The organism is Mizugakiibacter sediminis (assembly GCF_000953855.2).
GTDB classification, from domain to species: domain Bacteria; phylum Pseudomonadota; class Gammaproteobacteria; order Xanthomonadales; family Rhodanobacteraceae; genus Mizugakiibacter; species Mizugakiibacter sediminis.
Genome location: NZ_DF970145.1, coordinates 1 through 15,325 on the forward strand (window position 1 = coordinate 1; position 15,325 = coordinate 15,325).

Annotated in this window: 16 protein-coding genes; 9 read left to right on the forward strand and 7 right to left on the reverse strand. The window is 71.4% G+C overall.

Annotated elements, in window-relative coordinates:
* Window positions 1–641 (forward strand): hypothetical protein (locus MBSD_RS01665; RefSeq protein WP_187300531.1); only part of this gene is annotated, 641 nt, incomplete at its 5' end.
* Window positions 642–726: 85 nt separating this feature from the next.
* Here MBSD_RS01665 and MBSD_RS01670 read toward each other — a convergent pair.
* The 6 genes from MBSD_RS01670 to MBSD_RS01695 all read right to left on the reverse strand — a co-directional run bounded on the left by MBSD_RS01670 (window position 727) and on the right by MBSD_RS01695 (window position 5,877).
* Entirely contained in the window at window positions 727–1,263 is a 537-nt protein-coding gene (locus MBSD_RS01670) for a YggN family protein (RefSeq protein ID WP_062534461.1), read from the reverse strand.
* 32 nt (window positions 1,264–1,295) lie between these two features.
* Window positions 1,296–2,246, reverse strand: a complete 951-nt coding sequence (locus MBSD_RS01675; protein WP_062534464.1) for a hypothetical protein — start codon at window positions 2,244–2,246, stop codon at window positions 1,296–1,298.
* Window positions 2,243–3,100 carry an ABC transporter ATP-binding protein gene (locus tag MBSD_RS01680; protein ID WP_062534465.1) on the reverse strand — a complete coding sequence of 286 codons (858 nt, stop codon included), beginning with the start codon at window positions 3,098–3,100 and terminating at the stop codon, window positions 2,243–2,245. Before MBSD_RS01680 ends, MBSD_RS01675 begins: the two co-directional genes overlap by 4 nt.
* Window positions 3,097–3,471: a GntR family transcriptional regulator gene (locus tag MBSD_RS01685; RefSeq protein ID WP_062534467.1), complete on the reverse strand. Its 375-nt coding sequence runs from the start codon at window positions 3,469–3,471 to the stop codon at window positions 3,097–3,099. Before MBSD_RS01685 ends, MBSD_RS01680 begins: the two co-directional genes overlap by 4 nt.
* A 4-nt stretch (window positions 3,472–3,475) precedes the next feature.
* Entirely contained in the window at window positions 3,476–3,808 is a 333-nt protein-coding gene (locus MBSD_RS15085) for a hypothetical protein (RefSeq protein ID WP_148667786.1), read from the reverse strand.
* 191 nt (window positions 3,809–3,999) lie between these two features.
* Window positions 4,000–5,877, reverse strand: coding sequence for an ABC-F family ATP-binding cassette domain-containing protein (locus MBSD_RS01695; protein ID WP_062534471.1), 1,878 nt, complete (start codon window positions 5,875–5,877; stop codon window positions 4,000–4,002).
* A gap of 184 nt (window positions 5,878–6,061) precedes the next feature.
* Here MBSD_RS01695 and MBSD_RS01700 point away from each other — a divergent pair, with 184 nt between their 5' ends.
* From MBSD_RS01700 to MBSD_RS01715, 4 genes are all read left to right on the forward strand, one after another.
* Window positions 6,062–6,802, forward strand: a complete 741-nt coding sequence (locus tag MBSD_RS01700) for an FKBP-type peptidyl-prolyl cis-trans isomerase N-terminal domain-containing protein (RefSeq protein ID WP_062534474.1) — start codon at window positions 6,062–6,064, stop codon at window positions 6,800–6,802.
* Between the two features lie 121 nt (window positions 6,803–6,923).
* Complete coding sequence (locus tag MBSD_RS01705; protein WP_062534475.1) at window positions 6,924–8,270, forward strand: UDP-glucose dehydrogenase family protein; 1,347 nt, start codon at window positions 6,924–6,926, stop codon at window positions 8,268–8,270.
* A gap of 9 nt (window positions 8,271–8,279) precedes the next feature.
* Complete coding sequence (locus MBSD_RS01710; RefSeq protein WP_062534477.1) at window positions 8,280–8,492, forward strand: SlyX family protein; 213 nt, start codon at window positions 8,280–8,282, stop codon at window positions 8,490–8,492.
* 122 nt (window positions 8,493–8,614) lie between these two features.
* Window positions 8,615–9,139: a DUF2058 family protein gene (locus MBSD_RS01715; protein ID WP_062534479.1), complete on the forward strand. Its 525-nt coding sequence runs from the start codon at window positions 8,615–8,617 to the stop codon at window positions 9,137–9,139.
* A 6-nt stretch (window positions 9,140–9,145) separates the two neighbouring features.
* On the opposite strand, the gene MBSD_RS01720 is transcribed toward MBSD_RS01715, so the two are convergent.
* Window positions 9,146–11,200, reverse strand: a complete 2,055-nt coding sequence (locus MBSD_RS01720; protein ID WP_062534481.1) for a 3-hydroxyacyl-CoA dehydrogenase NAD-binding domain-containing protein — start codon at window positions 11,198–11,200, stop codon at window positions 9,146–9,148.
* 130 nt (window positions 11,201–11,330) lie between these two features.
* Here MBSD_RS01720 and MBSD_RS01725 point away from each other — a divergent pair, with 130 nt between their 5' ends.
* From MBSD_RS01725 to MBSD_RS01740, 4 genes are all read left to right on the forward strand, one after another.
* Entirely contained in the window at window positions 11,331–11,798 is a 468-nt protein-coding gene (locus tag MBSD_RS01725) for a hypothetical protein (RefSeq protein ID WP_062534483.1), read from the forward strand.
* 3 nt (window positions 11,799–11,801) lie between these two features.
* Window positions 11,802–14,393 (forward strand): two-component system response regulator, encoded by a 2,592-nt coding sequence (locus MBSD_RS01730; protein ID WP_062534485.1) that lies wholly within the window; start codon window positions 11,802–11,804, stop codon window positions 14,391–14,393.
* 96 nt (window positions 14,394–14,489) lie between these two features.
* On the forward strand, window positions 14,490–15,086 hold the full coding sequence (rpoE, locus tag MBSD_RS01735) for an RNA polymerase sigma factor RpoE (RefSeq protein WP_062534486.1): 597 nt from the start codon (window positions 14,490–14,492) through the stop codon (window positions 15,084–15,086).
* A partial coding sequence (locus MBSD_RS01740) for a sigma-E factor negative regulatory protein (RefSeq protein WP_148667787.1) occupies window positions 15,083–15,325 on the forward strand: 243 nt, incomplete at its 3' end. The genes rpoE and MBSD_RS01740, both read left to right, overlap by 4 nt.

Sequence of the window (15,325 nt, forward strand, 5' to 3'; positions counted from 1 at the left end):
CGCCGGCTCCGGCGGCAGCGCCGGCCCCGGCGCCCAAGCCGTCGGCGGCGCCGGCGCCGCAGCCCGCGCCGGGCGCAGACGTCGCGGCGATCCGCCGCGGCTTCGAGCAGAACCTCAACGACGGCCGCCCGGCCAAGGGCGAACTCCACGAGACCGACCTGCTGGTCGGCGACACGGTGTTCGTCAACGGCCCGGTGCGCGCGGTGGTGCGCCGCGGCGGCCTGAACAACGATCTGTACTGGCTGACCGGTCCGGCGGACCTCGAGCGCGTGCAGTATCGGCCGCTGGGCAACGACCGCTACGAACTGACCGACCGCATCACCGCGAACACGCCGGTGGAGCATCGCAGCTCCGGCGCCCGCCGGACCTTCGCCGCCGCCGTGCCCGCCGCGGGCGCGCCGGCGCGTGCGCAGCTCGAAAAGCTGTACAACGACGGCCGCAATATCGGCCAGACCCTGGCCAAGTCGGGGCTGCGCAACGGCGATCTGATCTACACCGGCGATGGCGCGGCGGTGGTCGTGCGCCGCGACGGCACCTTCCGCCTGCGCTACTGGCTGGAGGGGCAGCTCGACCTCGGCCAGACGGCGCTCAAGGCGCTCGGCGGCAACGCCTACCAGGTGGTCGGCTCGCGCGTCGAGTGAGCGCGCTCGTGCCGTGATGGAGCGAGAGCCGCCGGGGCGACTCGGCGGCTCTGCGTTTTTCGCCGGCGCCGCCCGCGCGGCGGCATCAGCGCTTGCAGCGGTCGGCGTCGTCGGCGCTGATGCGCGCGTAGGGGCGGAACGCGGGCAGCGCGGACGCGATCGCGTCCTGCGTCGTCCGCAATTGCGCCAGGTCGGCGCAGAGCTTGCGCGCGCGGGCTTCGACGATGCGCGCTCTCGCGTCCACGTCCTTGTCGATGCGGTCGGGGTCGCCGCCGGCCAGGCCCGAGATCACGGCGCCGATCGCATGGCCGGCGACCGCGAGGCCGGCCCTGCCGGTGGCGATGCCGTCGTCGCGCAGCGCCACCGCCTCGGCGTGGAAGCGCGCCAGTTGCTCGCGCTGCGCGGGCGTGGTGGCGATCGCGGTCTCGCCGATGCGCAGCGCGCCGTCCGCGGCGATGCTGGCGTCCGGCAGGCCGCGCGCGCGCACGATCGCCAGGCCGTCGCGGATGGCGATGTAGGCGTCGCCCGTCGCCACGGCGCCGTCGGGCGCGGCGCGGCCGCAACCGCTCAGCGCCACGCCGAGGGCGGCGGCGAGCAGCAGGGAAGATCTGTGCGTCGGCATGATCGCGTTCCTCGTTCGGGAGCGGTCGGTGCTCAGCTGTCGTCGCGCCAGCGGCGGAACCAGATCGCGCCGCCGATCAGCGCGGCGCCGACCAGCACGCCGATCCACAGTTCCGGCGTGGCCAGCGTGCCGAGCACGTGCGACGGCGCCAGCTGCTGCATCGCGTCGTCGCCGGGGATGCCGCGGCCGAGGCCCTGCGCATGCCAGGCCGCGCCGGGCGCGATGCCGAGCAGCAGCCGCCCGCCGGCGTTGGCCGCCATCGTCGAACCGTCGATGTGCGGCAGGCCCATGGCGCCGAACCAGGCGTTCAGCGTGATCGCCACCACCGGCACCAGCACTGCCCACAGGAACGGCTTGCTGCGCACGCTGGACGACCAGAACAGCAGCCAGCCGATGCAGGGCAGCGCCCACAGCGCGTCCACCGGCACGGTCAGCAGCAGGCGCCAGGCCATGCCGAGCGGGTGCGCGGCGGCGATCACCGGCAGCGCGTTGACGCCATGCAGCGCGGTCCACAGCGTGATCAGCGCCAGCAGGGCGAGGTAGCCCGCCGTGGCCACGGCCAGCGCGATCAGCGGCGCGACCAGCATCGCGGTGACGGTCTTCGACAGCACCGTGGCGGTGTCGGAGATCGGCAGCGATTTCCAGAACAGCACGCTGCGGTCGCGGCGGTCGTCGTACAGCGCGCCGAGCAGGTAGAAGAACAGCACGAAGAACAGCGCGATCGCCGGGATCGCCGTCAGCACAAGCTGGGCGTAGTCCAGCGCCTGGCCGGCGCCGACGATGTCGCTTTCGCTCATGTCGGCGTGGATGCGATCGAGGCTGATGCCCATCTGCACGTGTCCCTGCACGCGGAACACCTCGGTGGTGACGATGCCCATCAGGGTCAGGATCAGGATGGCGACACTGATCCACACCGGCGTCCACAGAAAGCCGCCGCGATGCTCCCAGTACTCGCGCTTGAGCAGCCAGGCGAAGGTCTTCATGCGTACGTCCCCTTCATGGTGGCGACGAACAGGTCGGCGACCGACGGGCGCCGCACTTCGCCCAGCGCCTCCAGCCGCGCGCGTTCGACGCCGTCGAACAGGAAAATGGCCTTGCCGAACACCTGGCGCTCGTCGAGCGGGTTGAGCGCGCGCGCGCTGTCGGCGCGCTCGGCATTCACCATCACCTCGGCGAAACGCTCGCCGACCGTGTCCATGTCCGCATCCAGCACGATCCTGCCGTCGCGGATGAACATCAGGTCGGTGAGGATGTGTTCGATCTCCTCGACCTGGTGGGTGGTGACGAGGATGGTCTTCTGCTCGTCGAAGTAGTCCTCGAGCAGGCTCTGGTAGAAATTCTTGCGGTACAGGATGTCGAGGCCGAGGGTCGGCTCGTCCAGCACCAGCAGGCGGGCGTCGATCGCCATCACCACGGCGAGGTGCAGCTGCACGATCATGCCCTTGGAGAGCTCCTTGATGCGCTGACGCATCTGCACCTTGGTGCGGGCGAGGAAGCGCTCGCACTTGGCGCGGTCGAAGCGCGGATGCACCGCGCCGACGAAGTCGATCGCCTCGGCGACGCGCATCCAGCGCGGCAGCACGGCGACGTCGGCGATGAAGCACACCTGCTGCATCAGCTCGTGGCGGTGCTTGCGCGGGTCCATGCCGAGCACCGACAGCTCGCCGTCGAAGGCGGTCAGACCGAGGATCGCCTTCAGTGCCGTGGTCTTGCCGGCGCCGTTCGGGCCGATCAGGCCGACGATGCGCCCGGGCTCGATCTCGAAACTGGCGCCGTCCAGCGCGATGGTCTTGCCGTAGCGCTTGCTGAGGCCGCTGGCCTTGATCACCGCGCTCATGGGCCGCTCCTCTCGTGCTTGCGCGCCGCGTCCAGCAGGGCCTCGATGTCCAGACCCATGCGCTTCAGCCGGGCGTAGATCGCCGGCCATTCCTCGCGCAGGAACCGCTCGCGCTCGGACTTCAGCAGCGCTTCGCGCGCGCCTTCCATCACATACATGCCAAGGCCCCTCCGTTTTTCCACCAGCCGTTCGTCGACGAGCTCCTGATACGCCTTCGAGACCGTCAGCGGGTTGATCTGGAAGTCCGCCGCGACCTGGCGCACCGAGGGCAGGGCATCGCCCTCGTTCAGGGCTCCGTCCAGGATCATCGCCACCACGCGGTCGCGCAGCTGGCGATAGATCGGGACGTTGTCGCTCCACGTGGTAGTCATGGGTTCAATCCTTGCCGGCGTGCGCGAGTCTGCCGCCGAACGAATAGTAGGGCATGCTCAGGTTCAGCCCGGCGCCGCCGCCCGCGGCGGCCATGCCGCCCGAGGAAGGCGCCGCGATGCCCGCCGCCTCCCAGTCCGCGCGCGAAGGTCGCACGGTCACCGTGGGGAGGGTGACGGCCGGCTGCGGCGCTGGGGACGTCGCCGGGGAGCCGAGTGCCGCGGGGGCGGCGGGCATCGCGGCAGGGGGAGCCACCCGGACCATGTGCAGCGCCACGAACGTCGCCGCGGCGAGGACCAGGAAGGATGCCGTCAGGGAAGTCAGTGCGCCGGTTTTCATGGAAGCCTCTCGAGGTGGCCGTGTTGAGTAGTGTTGTAGTTAAGTATAACACCATGACGACACCTGTCAACAGGCCGGGCCCCACCCCTGCCATCAGTCAGGGACGGGTCTGCGGCGCGTAGCGCGAAATGCGCCGAGAAAGGCGCTGCAAGCGGCTGACAGGAAGGGTTTATCGGCGAGCGCGTCGGCGCTCAGCCGGCGGCTTCGAGCGCGCCCTGGGCGTCCAGCCAGGCGTCCTCGGCCGCGGCGATCGCTTCCGCTAGCTCGCGCTGGCGCCGGCCCAGCTCGGCGATGCGAGCGGCGTGGTCGCCGGCATACAGCGCCGGGTCCGCGAGCGCGGCGTCGACCTCACGCTTTTCGGCGGCGAGCCGTTCGAGTTCGCGTTCCAGTTTCTGCGCGGCGCTGCGCAGCGGGGCGAGGCGGGCGCGCTGCTCGGCGCGATCGCGGCGATCGTCGCGGCGGCCGGCGGCAGGCGCGGCCGGCGCCGGCGTTTCCTCGCGCGCCTCGCGGGCGAGCAGGCGCGCGTAGTCGTCGAGGTCGCCGTCGTACGGCACGACGCGCCCGCGCGCGACGTGCAGCAAGGTGTCGCAGGTGGCGCGGATCAGCGCGCGGTCGTGGGCGACCAGCACCAACGCGCCGTCGTAGCCGTTCAGCGCATCGGCCAGCGCCTCGCGCATCTCGAGATCGAGGTGGTTGGTCGGCTCGTCCAGCAGCAGCAGGTTGGGCCGGGCGTAGGCGATCAGCGCCAGGCACAGCCGCGCCTTCTCGCCGCCGGAGAGCGGCGCCACCGGCTCCAGCACGCGCTCGCCGGAGAAGCCGAAGCGGCCGAGGAAATCGCGACCGGCCTGCTCGCCGAGCCGCGGATCGAGCCGGCGCAGGTGCTCGAGCGGCGTCGCCGCGGGATCGAGCTGCTCGAGCTGGTGCTGGGCGAAATAGCCGATCACCAGCCCCTTGCCTTCGGTGCGCGCGCCGCCCTGCGGCGGCAGCGCGCCGGCGAGCAGCTTCATCAGCGTGGACTTGCCGTTGCCGTTGGCGCCGAGCAGGGCGATGCGGTCGCCCGGCGCGATGTTCAGCGAGACGCCGTCGAGCACGCGGCGCGTGTCGTAGCCGGCGGCGGCGTCTTCCAGCCGCAGCAGCGGATGGGGCAGCGCGGCGGGCTCGGCGAAGGCGATCGGCAGGACGGCTTCCTCGCGCGGCGGCACGATCTCGGCCATGCGCTCCAGCGCCTTCAGCCGGCTCTGCGCCTGCCGGGCCTTGCTCGCCTTGGCGCGGAAGCGGTCGACGAAGGCCTGCATGCGCGCGCGCTGCTCGGCCTGGCGCGCGGCCAGCACCTGCTGCTGCGCTTGCCTTTCGGCGCGCACGCGGCGGAAGGCGCTGACGCCGCCGGCGAACAGCTCCAGCCGCTGCTCGGCGATGTGCAGGGTATGGGTGGTGACGCTGTCGAGGAACTCGCGGTCGTGCGAGATCAGCAGCAACGTGCCCGGGTAGCGGCGCAGCCACTGTTCCAGCCAGACCACCGCGTCGAGGTCGAGATGATTGGTCGGCTCGTCCAGCAGCAGCAGGTCCGAACGCGTCATCAGCGCTTGGGCGAGGTTGAGGCGCATGCGCCAGCCGCCGGAGAACTCCGCCACCGGCCGCGCGTGGTCCTGCGGCGCGAAGCCGAGGCCGGCGAGCAGCTGCGCGGCGCGGGCGCGCGCGGCGTAGCCGCCAATCGCGTGCAGGCGGTCGTGCAGCGCGGCCTGGCGCGCGACGTCGTGCGCCGCCTCGGCCTCGGCCAGCCGGCGCTCCAGTGCACGCAGTTCGGCGTCGCCGTCGAGCACGTGCTCCAGCGCCGTGCACGCCAGCGCCGGCGTTTCCTGCCGCACCCAGGCCAGCGTCCATTCGCGCGGGCGGCGGAAATCGCCGAGGTCGGGCGCGAGCTCCCCGGCCACGAGGGCGAACAGGCTGGTCTTGCCGCTGCCGTTGCGTCCGCTCACGCCGACCCGCCAGCCGGCATGGATGGCGAGGCTGGCGTCGCGGAACAGCGCGCGCGGGCCGCGGCGCAGGGTGAGGGCGTCGAACGCGAGCATCCGGATAGTGTAGCGGCCGCCCGCGCCTGAACGGCCGTTCAGGCGATGCGGAACCCGGAGATGTGAACGGCGTCCAACGATCACGTTGCCAAGGCGCGGGGGGCGCCGCACAATGCGGCGCCCGCCTTCCCACCCTGGCGGCCCGCCGGCATCGCCGGAAATCCCATCACAGAGGTACACACTGATGAAGCACGTTCTGCGTCCCACGCTGTCCGCGGCGGCCATGCTCGCGGCGCTGGGCATCGTCGGCACCGCGCTGGCGGCCGCGCCGACCACCGAAAAGGACAAGGCCAGCTACGTGGTCGGCATGGACATGGCCAACAACATTCCGCCGATCGTGCGCGAAGAGTTGAACCCGGCCGTGGTGGCAGAGGCGCTGCGCACGGTGCTGTCCGGGCAGAAGGCCGCGCTCAGCGACCAGGATGCGCAGGCCATCCGCCAGGCGTTCGTCACCAAGCTGAAGGCCAAGGCCGAGGCGCAGGAAAAGGCCGAGGCCGCGAAGAACAAGGCGGCGGGCGACGCCTATCTCGCCAAGAACAAGACCCGGCCCGGCGTGAAGGTGACGCCGTCCGGCCTGCAGTACGAAGTGGTCACGATGGGCACCGGCCCGAAGCCGGGCCCGAACGACACGGTGCAGATCAACTACACCGGCACCCTGGTCGACGGCACCAAGTTCGATGCTTCCGCCGACCACGGCGGCCCGGCGTCGCTGCCGCTGGCCAGCGTGTTCCCCGGCTTCAAGGAAGCGATGCAGCTGATGCCCGAGGGCAGCCACTTCAAGTTCGCGATCCCGGCCAACCTCGCCTACGGCGACAAGGCGGCCAGCCCGGTGATCGGCCCGAACTCGACGCTGCTGTTCGACGTCACCCTGCTCAAGGCCAACGTGCCCGCCGCCCAGCAGCAGGCGCAGCCGCAGGGCAAGTAATCCGCAGCGCGTACACGCGACGGGGCGCGGGCGATCCGCGCCCCGTCGTTTTTTCGCGGCGGTGGCCGGGTGGCGTCTCCGCACCTACAATGCGCGGTCCGACTGCGCAGGGAACATCCGCATGAAGGTCACGATCTTCGGTACCGGCTACGTGGGACTCGTCACCGGCGCCTGCCTCGCCGAGATGGGCAACCACGTGCTGTGCGTGGACGTGGATGCCGACAAGGTGGCGCGGCTGGACCGCGGCGAGATCCCGATCTACGAGCCGGGCCTGGAGCCGATGGTCAAGCGCAACCACGCGGCGGGACGCCTCGAGTTCACCACCGACGCCGCGGCGGGCGTGGCGCACGGCCATGTGGTGTTCATCGCCGTCGGCACGCCGCCCGACGAGGACGGCAGCGCCGACCTGCGCTACGTGCTCGCGGTGGCGAAGACGATCGGCCAGGCCATGTCCGGCTACACCGTGGTGGTGAACAAGTCGACCGTGCCCGTCGGCACCGCCGACCGCGTGCGCGCGGCGATCGCCGCGGAACTCGCCGCGCGCGGCAGTCAGGCGACGTTCGACGTCGTCTCCAACCCGGAGTTCCTCAAGGAAGGCGATGCGGTCAACGACTGCATGCGCCCCGACCGCATCATCATCGGCTCGTCCAGCGAGCGCGCGGTGCAGCTGCTGAAGACGCTGTACGCCCCGTTCAACCGCAACCACGAGCGCATCGTGCTGATGGACGAACGGTCCGCCGAGCTGACCAAGTACGCGGCCAACGCGATGCTGGCGACCAAGATCAGCTTCATGAACGAGATCGCCAACATCGCCGAGCGCGTCGGCGCCGACGTCGAGCTGGTGCGCCAGGGCATCGGCGCGGACCCGCGCATCGGCTACCACTTCATATACCCCGGCGCCGGCTACGGCGGCTCGTGCTTCCCCAAGGACGTGCAGGCGCTGGAGCGCACCGCGCGCGCGCACGGCTACGAGGCGCGGCTGCTCGGCGCGGTGGAGGCGGTCAACGCCGACCAGAAGCGCAAGCTGTTCGAGCTGATCGCGCGGCACTTCGACGGCGCGCTGAAAGGCAAGACCGTCGCGCTGTGGGGCCTGGCGTTCAAGCCCAACACCGACGACATGCGCGAGGCGTCCAGCCGGCGCCTGATGGAGGATCTCTGGAACGCCGGCGCCGCGGTGCGCGCCTACGACCCGGAGGCGCGCGCGGAAACCCGCCGCATCTACGGCGAGCGCGCCGACCTGATGCTGTGCGACGAGCCGTACCAGGCGCTGCAGGGTGCCGACGTGCTCGCCGTCGTCACCGAGTGGAAGATCTTCCGCAGCCCCGACTTCGCGCGCATCCGCGAGGCGTTGCGCACGCCGGCGCTGTTCGACGGCCGCAACCTGTACGATCCGGAAGCGGTGGAGCAGGCGGGCATCGCCTACTACGGCATCGGCCGCGGCCGCAGCCTGACGGCGCGCGCCGGCTGAGGGGCACCCGTGGCGGCGACGCTGGAATCACGCCTGACCGAACTCGAGGTGCGCTTCGCGTTCCTCGACGACGCCGTGGCGGCGTTGTCCGCCTCCGATGCCGAGCGCACGCAGCGCCTGCTGGCGCTGGAGCGCGCCTTCCGCGACATCCGCGAGGAGCTGGCCACGTTGCGCGTCGCGCTCGGCCACGACGTGCGCGAGGAGCCGCCGCCGCACTACTGAGGAAGATTCGACAACCCTGCGGACGTCATGCCCGCGAAAGCGGGCATCCACGGCAAACCGGCGAGCCGGAATGCCGCTTTCGCGGGCATGGCGCCCAATCTGCTGTTTCCGGGGAAGCCGCGATGACCGAATCATTGCGCGAGCAACTGCTGAAGAGCGGTATCGTCAAACAACTTCGCGAAGAGAAACAGGCGCGGCGCGAATCGCGCGAGCAGCGCGAACCGCGCCGGCGCGCGCGCGGCGAGGAGATCGATCTCGGCCGGGCCTATGCGCTGCGCGCCCAGGCCGAGAAGCAGGAGCGGGCGCGGCTGGAGCGCGAGGCCGCCGAACGCGCGCGCGAGCGCAAGGAGCGCAAGCGCAGGCTGCAGGAGCTTCTGGACGGCAAGGCGCTCAACCGCGACGACGCCGAATTGCTGCGCCACTTCAGCTACGGCGACAAGATCCGCCGCGTGCACGTCGACGCCGAGCAGTTGCGCGCGCTGAACGCCGGCGAGCTGGGCGTCGTCCAGCACAACGGCCGCTACCTGATCGTCGCGCGCGCGGTCGCGCTGGAAGCGCAGGCGATCGCGCCCGAAGCGCTGGCGCTGCTGGTCGAGCCGGGCGCGGGCGACGCCGACGACGGCGTGCCCGACGACCTGGTGTGGTGATCGCGCTCAGGCCTGCGGGCGCAACGCCTCGCTGTCCCAGCCGGTCTTCGGCGCGAAGCGCGCGCCGTAGCGCTGCGCCAGCGTTTCCAGTTGCGCCTTCACGGTCGGCGCGCCGACGCTGCGGATGTGCCGGATCGGGCCGCCGCGGAACGGCGCGAAGCCGGTGCCGAAGATCACGCCGGCATCCAGCAGGTCGGCGTCGTCGACCACGCCTTCGGCGAGGCAGGCCACCGCCTCGTTGAGCATCGGCAGGATCAGGCGCTGCTCGAGATCGGCCGGCGCCTCGTAGTTCGGATCGAGCTCCGGCTTCTTCGGCTTGCCGTTCTCCCACACGTAGAAGCCTTGCCCGTCCTTCTTGCCGCGCTTGCCGGCGGCGAGCAGGGCGTCGATGCCCCTGGGCAGCTCGACGCCGAGGAACGGGCCGAGTTCCTTGCCGACCGAGGCGCACACGTCGAGGCCGACGGTGTCGGCGAGCTCGATCGGTCCCATCGGCATGCCGAACTTCTTCGCCGCGCGGTCCAGCGCCGGGCCCGGCACGCCTTCGTTGTAGCAGTGCATCGCTTCCAGCAGGTAGGGCATCAGGATGCGGTTGACCAGGAAGCCCGGCGTGCCCTTGACCGGCACCGGCAGCTTGTCGATCGCCTTGATGAAGGCGAGCGCGCGCTTCTCGGCCTGCGGGTCGAGGCGGTCGTGGCGCACCAGCTCGACCAGCGGCATCTGCGCCACCGGGTTGAAGAAGTGCAGGCCGAGGAAGCGCTCCGGATGCCGCAGCCCGCCGCGCAGCTCGTCCAGCGGGATGCTGGAGGTGTTGGTGGCCAGCAGTTCGTTCTCGCGGAACTGCGGCTCCACCGTCCGGTAGAGCTGCTGCTTGGCCTCGGCGTTCTCGAAGATCGCCTCGATCACCAGATCGGCCTGCACCACGCCGGTGCCCTCGACGTCGGCGCTCAGCCGCGCCAGCGCGGCGCCGACGCGGTCGGGCGTCTTCAGCCGCTTCTCGAACAGCGCGCGCGCGCGCTCCAGCGCCGGCTGCACGTATTTCAGCTCGCGGTCCTGCAGGGTGACCTGGAAACCGCGGTAGGCGCACCAGGCGGCGATGTCGCCGCCCATCACGCCGGCGCCGACCACGTGCACGTGGCCGATGCCGTGCTCGACGCCGCCGCCGAGGCCCTTCAGGCGCTCCTGCAGGAAGAACACGCGGATCAGGTTGCGCGCGGTCGGCGTCTGCGCCAGCTTCGCCACCGAGCGCGCCTCCAGTTTCAGGCGCTGGCCGATGTCGCCGCCGCCGCGGCGCCAGACCTCGATCAGCGCGAACGGCGCGGGGTAGTGGTCCGGGCGCGCCTTGGCCGCCGCCTGCTTGCGCATCACCGGCGCGAGGATCTGTCGCGCCGGCCATGTGTTGGTCGCCCAGGCCAGCGCGCGCTGCGCGAACGTGCGCGGACGCGGATGGCGGACCAGCTCCTTGGCGGCCTCGACCAGCAGTTCCGGCGCGGTCACCTGGTCGACCAGGCCGAGCGCGCGCGCGGCTTCCGCGGCGACGGTCCTGCCGGTCAGCATCAGTTCCATCGCCCTGGGCGCGCCGATCAGCCGCGGCAGGCGCGCCGTGCCGCCCCAGCCGGGGTGGATGCCGAGCATCACTTCGGGCAGGCCGATGCGCGTCTTCGGATCGCGGCTGGCGACGCGCTGGCGGCAGGCCAGCGCCAGCTCGGTGCCGCCGCCCATGCAGTGGCCGTGGATCGCGGCGACGGTGACGCAGGGCAGGCGGGCCAGGCGCTCGAACACCCGCTGGCCGTTCTCGATGGCGTCCTGCACCGTGCCCGCCTTCTCGTACTGCTCGAACTCGCGGATGTCGGCGCCGGCGATGAAGCCGGCCTCCTTGGCGGAGCGGATCACCACGCCGCGCGGGCGCTCGATGCCGAGGCGCTCGACGATCTCGGCCAGTTCGTCCAGCACCGCGCGGGACAGCGCGTTCACGCCGGCGCCGGCGCGGTCGAGGCTCAGCACCACGATGCCCTCGGCGTCGCGCTCGGTCCTCCAGTGGTTGAAGCGCAATCCTTCGAACATGTGCGCAGTCCCGCGGCTGACGTCCGGCTATGATCCCGACATCGCGCGGCTCTGGTCAATGCGGCGGCCGCGAGCTAAGGTGCGGGCGCATTCAGGGGAGGGCGGGTCGATCGTGGAACGTGGCGGCGGCATGCAGGGGAGCGCCGGCCTGTTCGAGCGCATCCTCGGCGCGGAACACAACCTGGTGCTGCTCGACGCCGCCGACCAGGACGCGCTGGTCGCCCAGCTGCGCCTGCTGGCGCGCCGCACCGGCCAGTCGGTGTACGTGTGGCGGGACGAAGCGGGGCTGCGCAGCCTGCGCGAGGGCGACGTGCCGGTGCCCGGCACCAAGCGCATGGCCGACGCGCTGCGCTACGTGCTGCAGAGCATGCACTTCGGCGTGTACGTGTTCGCCGAAGCCGCACCGCACCTGCGCGCCCCCAACACGGTGCTGCTGCGGCAGATCGCGCGCGCGCGCACGACCTTCGACCGCCGGGTGGTGCTGATGGACGCCGGCATCGCCATGCCCGACGGTTTCAACGAGGAGGTCGCGCGGCTGCGCTACGACGCCGCGGCCGCCACGCGCCTGCGTCTGCGCGACGGACGCTGGGTGGTGTAGCGCATGAGCGAGGCAGGCAAGGCGGGCTCCCTGCTGATCGTCGCCAGCCAGCGCGACGACCGCCGTGCGCTGTTCGACGCCCTCGACGGCCACGAGTTCGAAGCCATCTATACGGCCAAGGACGTCGAGCAGGCGCGGACCCTGCTGGCGCAGGACCCCGCCGTCGACCTGGTGCTGATCGATTTCGTCGGCGAGGCGCGCGAGGCGGTGGCGTTCTGCACGCAATTGCACGGCGATCCGCGCTACGCGAAGCTGCCGCTGCTGGGCATCCTGGCCGCCGAGTCGCAAGGCCGCGTGTGGGGTTTCCATCGCCCGCCGCCCGGCGTGGTCGACTGGCTGCGCAGCCCGGTGGACGCCGCCGAGGCGCTGGTGCGCGTGCGCGCCGCCCTGCAGCGGCGCGGCGCGGCGTCGCCGGCGGCGGCGAACGGCGGCGACGGCTACCGCTTCGCCTTCGACGGCAGCCGCGACGAACTGGTCGTGTCCGATCCGCAGAGCGGCGCCATCCTCGAGGTGAACGCCACCTTCGAGCGGCGCTCCGGCTTCAGCGCGGCGCGCGCGGTCGGGCGGCCGCTCGACTGGATCGACGCCAGCCACGGCCGCGAGCAACGGCTGGAGTTCCAGCGGCGGGTGGAGCAGGAGGGGCGCGCCGTCTACCGCTGCGAGAAGCCGCGCGCCGACGGCACCACCTATCCGGTCGAGGTCACCACGCAACTGGCGGTGCGCGACGGCCGGCTGGTGTATTTCAGCGTGGTGCGCTCGCTCGGCGAGCTGCACCGCATGCAGGCGGCGATGGCCCTGCTGACGCGCATGCTCGCCACCGGCAGCGGCGACGAGGGCGTGCAGCGCGCCGCGCAACTGCTGGCCGAAGCGCTGGCGCTGGATTTCGTCATCGTGCTGTCGGCGCGCCCGGAAGAGTCGGGCACGCCGACGCCGCTGGCGCTGGTGCAGCGCATCGGCCTGCCGCCGGACGCGCCGGACCTGCTGCGCCAGCCCACCCTCAAGCTGGTGCTGGACGGCGAGACGGTGGCGCACGCGGAGGACGCGCAGCGCCTGGCCGAAGCCGACGCCTTCGTGCGCACGCTGGGCTTGAACGGCCTGGTCGGCATGCCGCTGGCCGACGAGCGCAACAACGTGCTGGGCGCGCTGCTGGTCGGCGCGCGCGCGCCGATCGCCGGCGGCGACGGCATGCTGCAGACCCTGCGCGTCGCCGCCGCGCGCTTCGCCTTCGAGCTGGAGCTGCGCCGCGCGCGCGAGCAGGGCCGCGCCAAGGGCCTGCAGGACGCGCTGACCGGGCTGCCCAACCGCCTGCTGTTCAACGACCGCCTGGAGACCACCATCCGCGAGGCGCACCGCACCGGCGAGATGTTCGCGGTGCTGTTCGTCGACCTCGACCGCTTCAAGAACATCAACGACTCGCTCGGCCATTCGGTCGGCGACGAGGTGCTGGTGGCGGTGGCCAAACGCCTGCGCGCCAGCGTGCGCGCTTCCGACACGGTCGCGCGCTACGCCGGCGACGAGTTCACCCTGATCCTGCGCCACATCACCCAGCGCGAGGACGTGCTGCGCATCGCCGAGAAGATCGTGCGCATCATGGAGGCGCCGCTGACCCTGGCCGACGGCGCCGAGCTGCACATCACCTCGTCGATCGGCGTGGCCTTCTATCCGGACGACGGCAACACCGCCGAGCGCCTGCTCAAGCACGCGGACGTGGCGATGTACAGCGCCAAGGGCATGGGCCGCAACAATTACCAGGCCTACGTGGCGGTACCGGAGGAATCGCACCAGCAGCGCATCGCGCTGGAGGCGAAACTGCGCCAAGCGGAGAAGAACGGCGAGCTGCGCGTCTACTACCAGCCGCAGGTCAGCGCGCAGACCGAGGACATCGTCGGCATGGAGGCGCTGATCCGCTGGGAGCACCCCGAGCTCGGCATGATCAGCCCCGGCTTCTTCATCCCGCTGGCGGAGGAAACCGGCCTGATCGTGTCGATGGGCGAGTGGGTGCTGCGCACCGCCTGCCGCGACGCGCGGCGCTGGCAGCAGCGCTTCGGCCTGCCGCTGCGCATCGGCGTCAACCTGTCGCCGCTGCAGCTGATGCAGCCGAACCTGGCCGAGCTGGTGCGCTCGGTGCTGGAGGAGACCGGGCTGGAGCCGTCCACCCTCGACCTCGAGGTTACCGAGAGCATCAACGTCAAGAGCATTCCCAATCTGCTGGAGACGCTGCAGACGCTGCACGACTTCGGCTGCCACATCTCGATCGACGACTTCGGCACCGGACAGTCCTCGCTGGACTACATCAAGCGCTTCCCCGCCGACCGCATCAAGATCGACCAGACCTTCGTGCGCAACATCGGCGTCGATCCGGACGACGAGGCGATCGTCAAGGCGACCCTGTCGATGGCGCACAATCTGAGCCGGGCGGTGATCGCCGAGGGGGTGGAGATCGAGCAGCACCTGGAGTTCCTGCGCGCGCACGGCTGCGAGGAACTGCAGGGCTACCTGTTCAGCCGGCCGCTGGCACCGACCGCGTTCGAGAACATGCTGGCCGAACGCGAGCGCCTGCTGGCGGCGGCATCCGGCGCGGCGGGGATGCCTTGAGGCCGCGGCGCGCGGCCCCATGTCGAGAACTTATGGCCTGGACGGCGGTCCCACCGGGGCGCTTGGCCAGGTCGGCGCCGAGGGAGAGCGGCCCGCATGGGCGAGCACGAAGTGGACCGCGCGCTGGTCGAGCGCGTGCAGCACGGAGACACCAGGGCCTTCGATCTGCTGGTGCGCAAGTACCAGCACAAGATCGTGGGCGTGATCTCGCGCTACATCGCGGACTGGAGCGAGTGCGAGGACGTGGCCCAGGAGGCCTTCATCCGCGCCTACCGGGCGATCGGCTCGTTCCGCGGCGACAGCGCGTTCTACACCTGGATGTACAAGATCGCGATCAACACCGCCAAGAACCACCTGGTCGCGCAGGGGCGGCGTCCGCCGACCGGCGATCTCGCCATCGAGGACGCCGAGCACGCCGACGGCGGCGCGCGCCTGCGCGACCGCGCCACCCCCGAGCACGAACTGCTGCGCCAGGAAATTGAACAAACCGTGTTCGCCACGGTCCAACAGCTGCCCGAGGAGCTGCGTACCGCCATCACGCTGCGCGAAGTGGACGGGCTCAGCTACGAGGAGATCGCGGAAGCGATGAATTGCCCGATCGGCACCGTGCGGTCGCGCATCTTCCGCGCGCGCGAGGCGATCGACGAGAAGCTGCGGCCGCTGCTGTCGGATCAAGAGGACCCCACGCCATGAGCGACGACGTCAAACTGCAGCTGTCCGCGTGGATGGACGGCGAGCTGGATACCCAGCAGGCGCGCTTCCTGCTGCGTCGGCTGGGACACGACGACGCGCTGGTCCGCACCTGGACCCGCTATCACGCGGCGCGCGACGGCCTGCGCCGCCAGGTCGAGCGCCACGCCCGGCCCGGCTTCGCCGAGCGGGTGATGCGCGCAGTCGAGGCGGCGCCGGCGCCGTCGCGCGCCGGCGGCAGG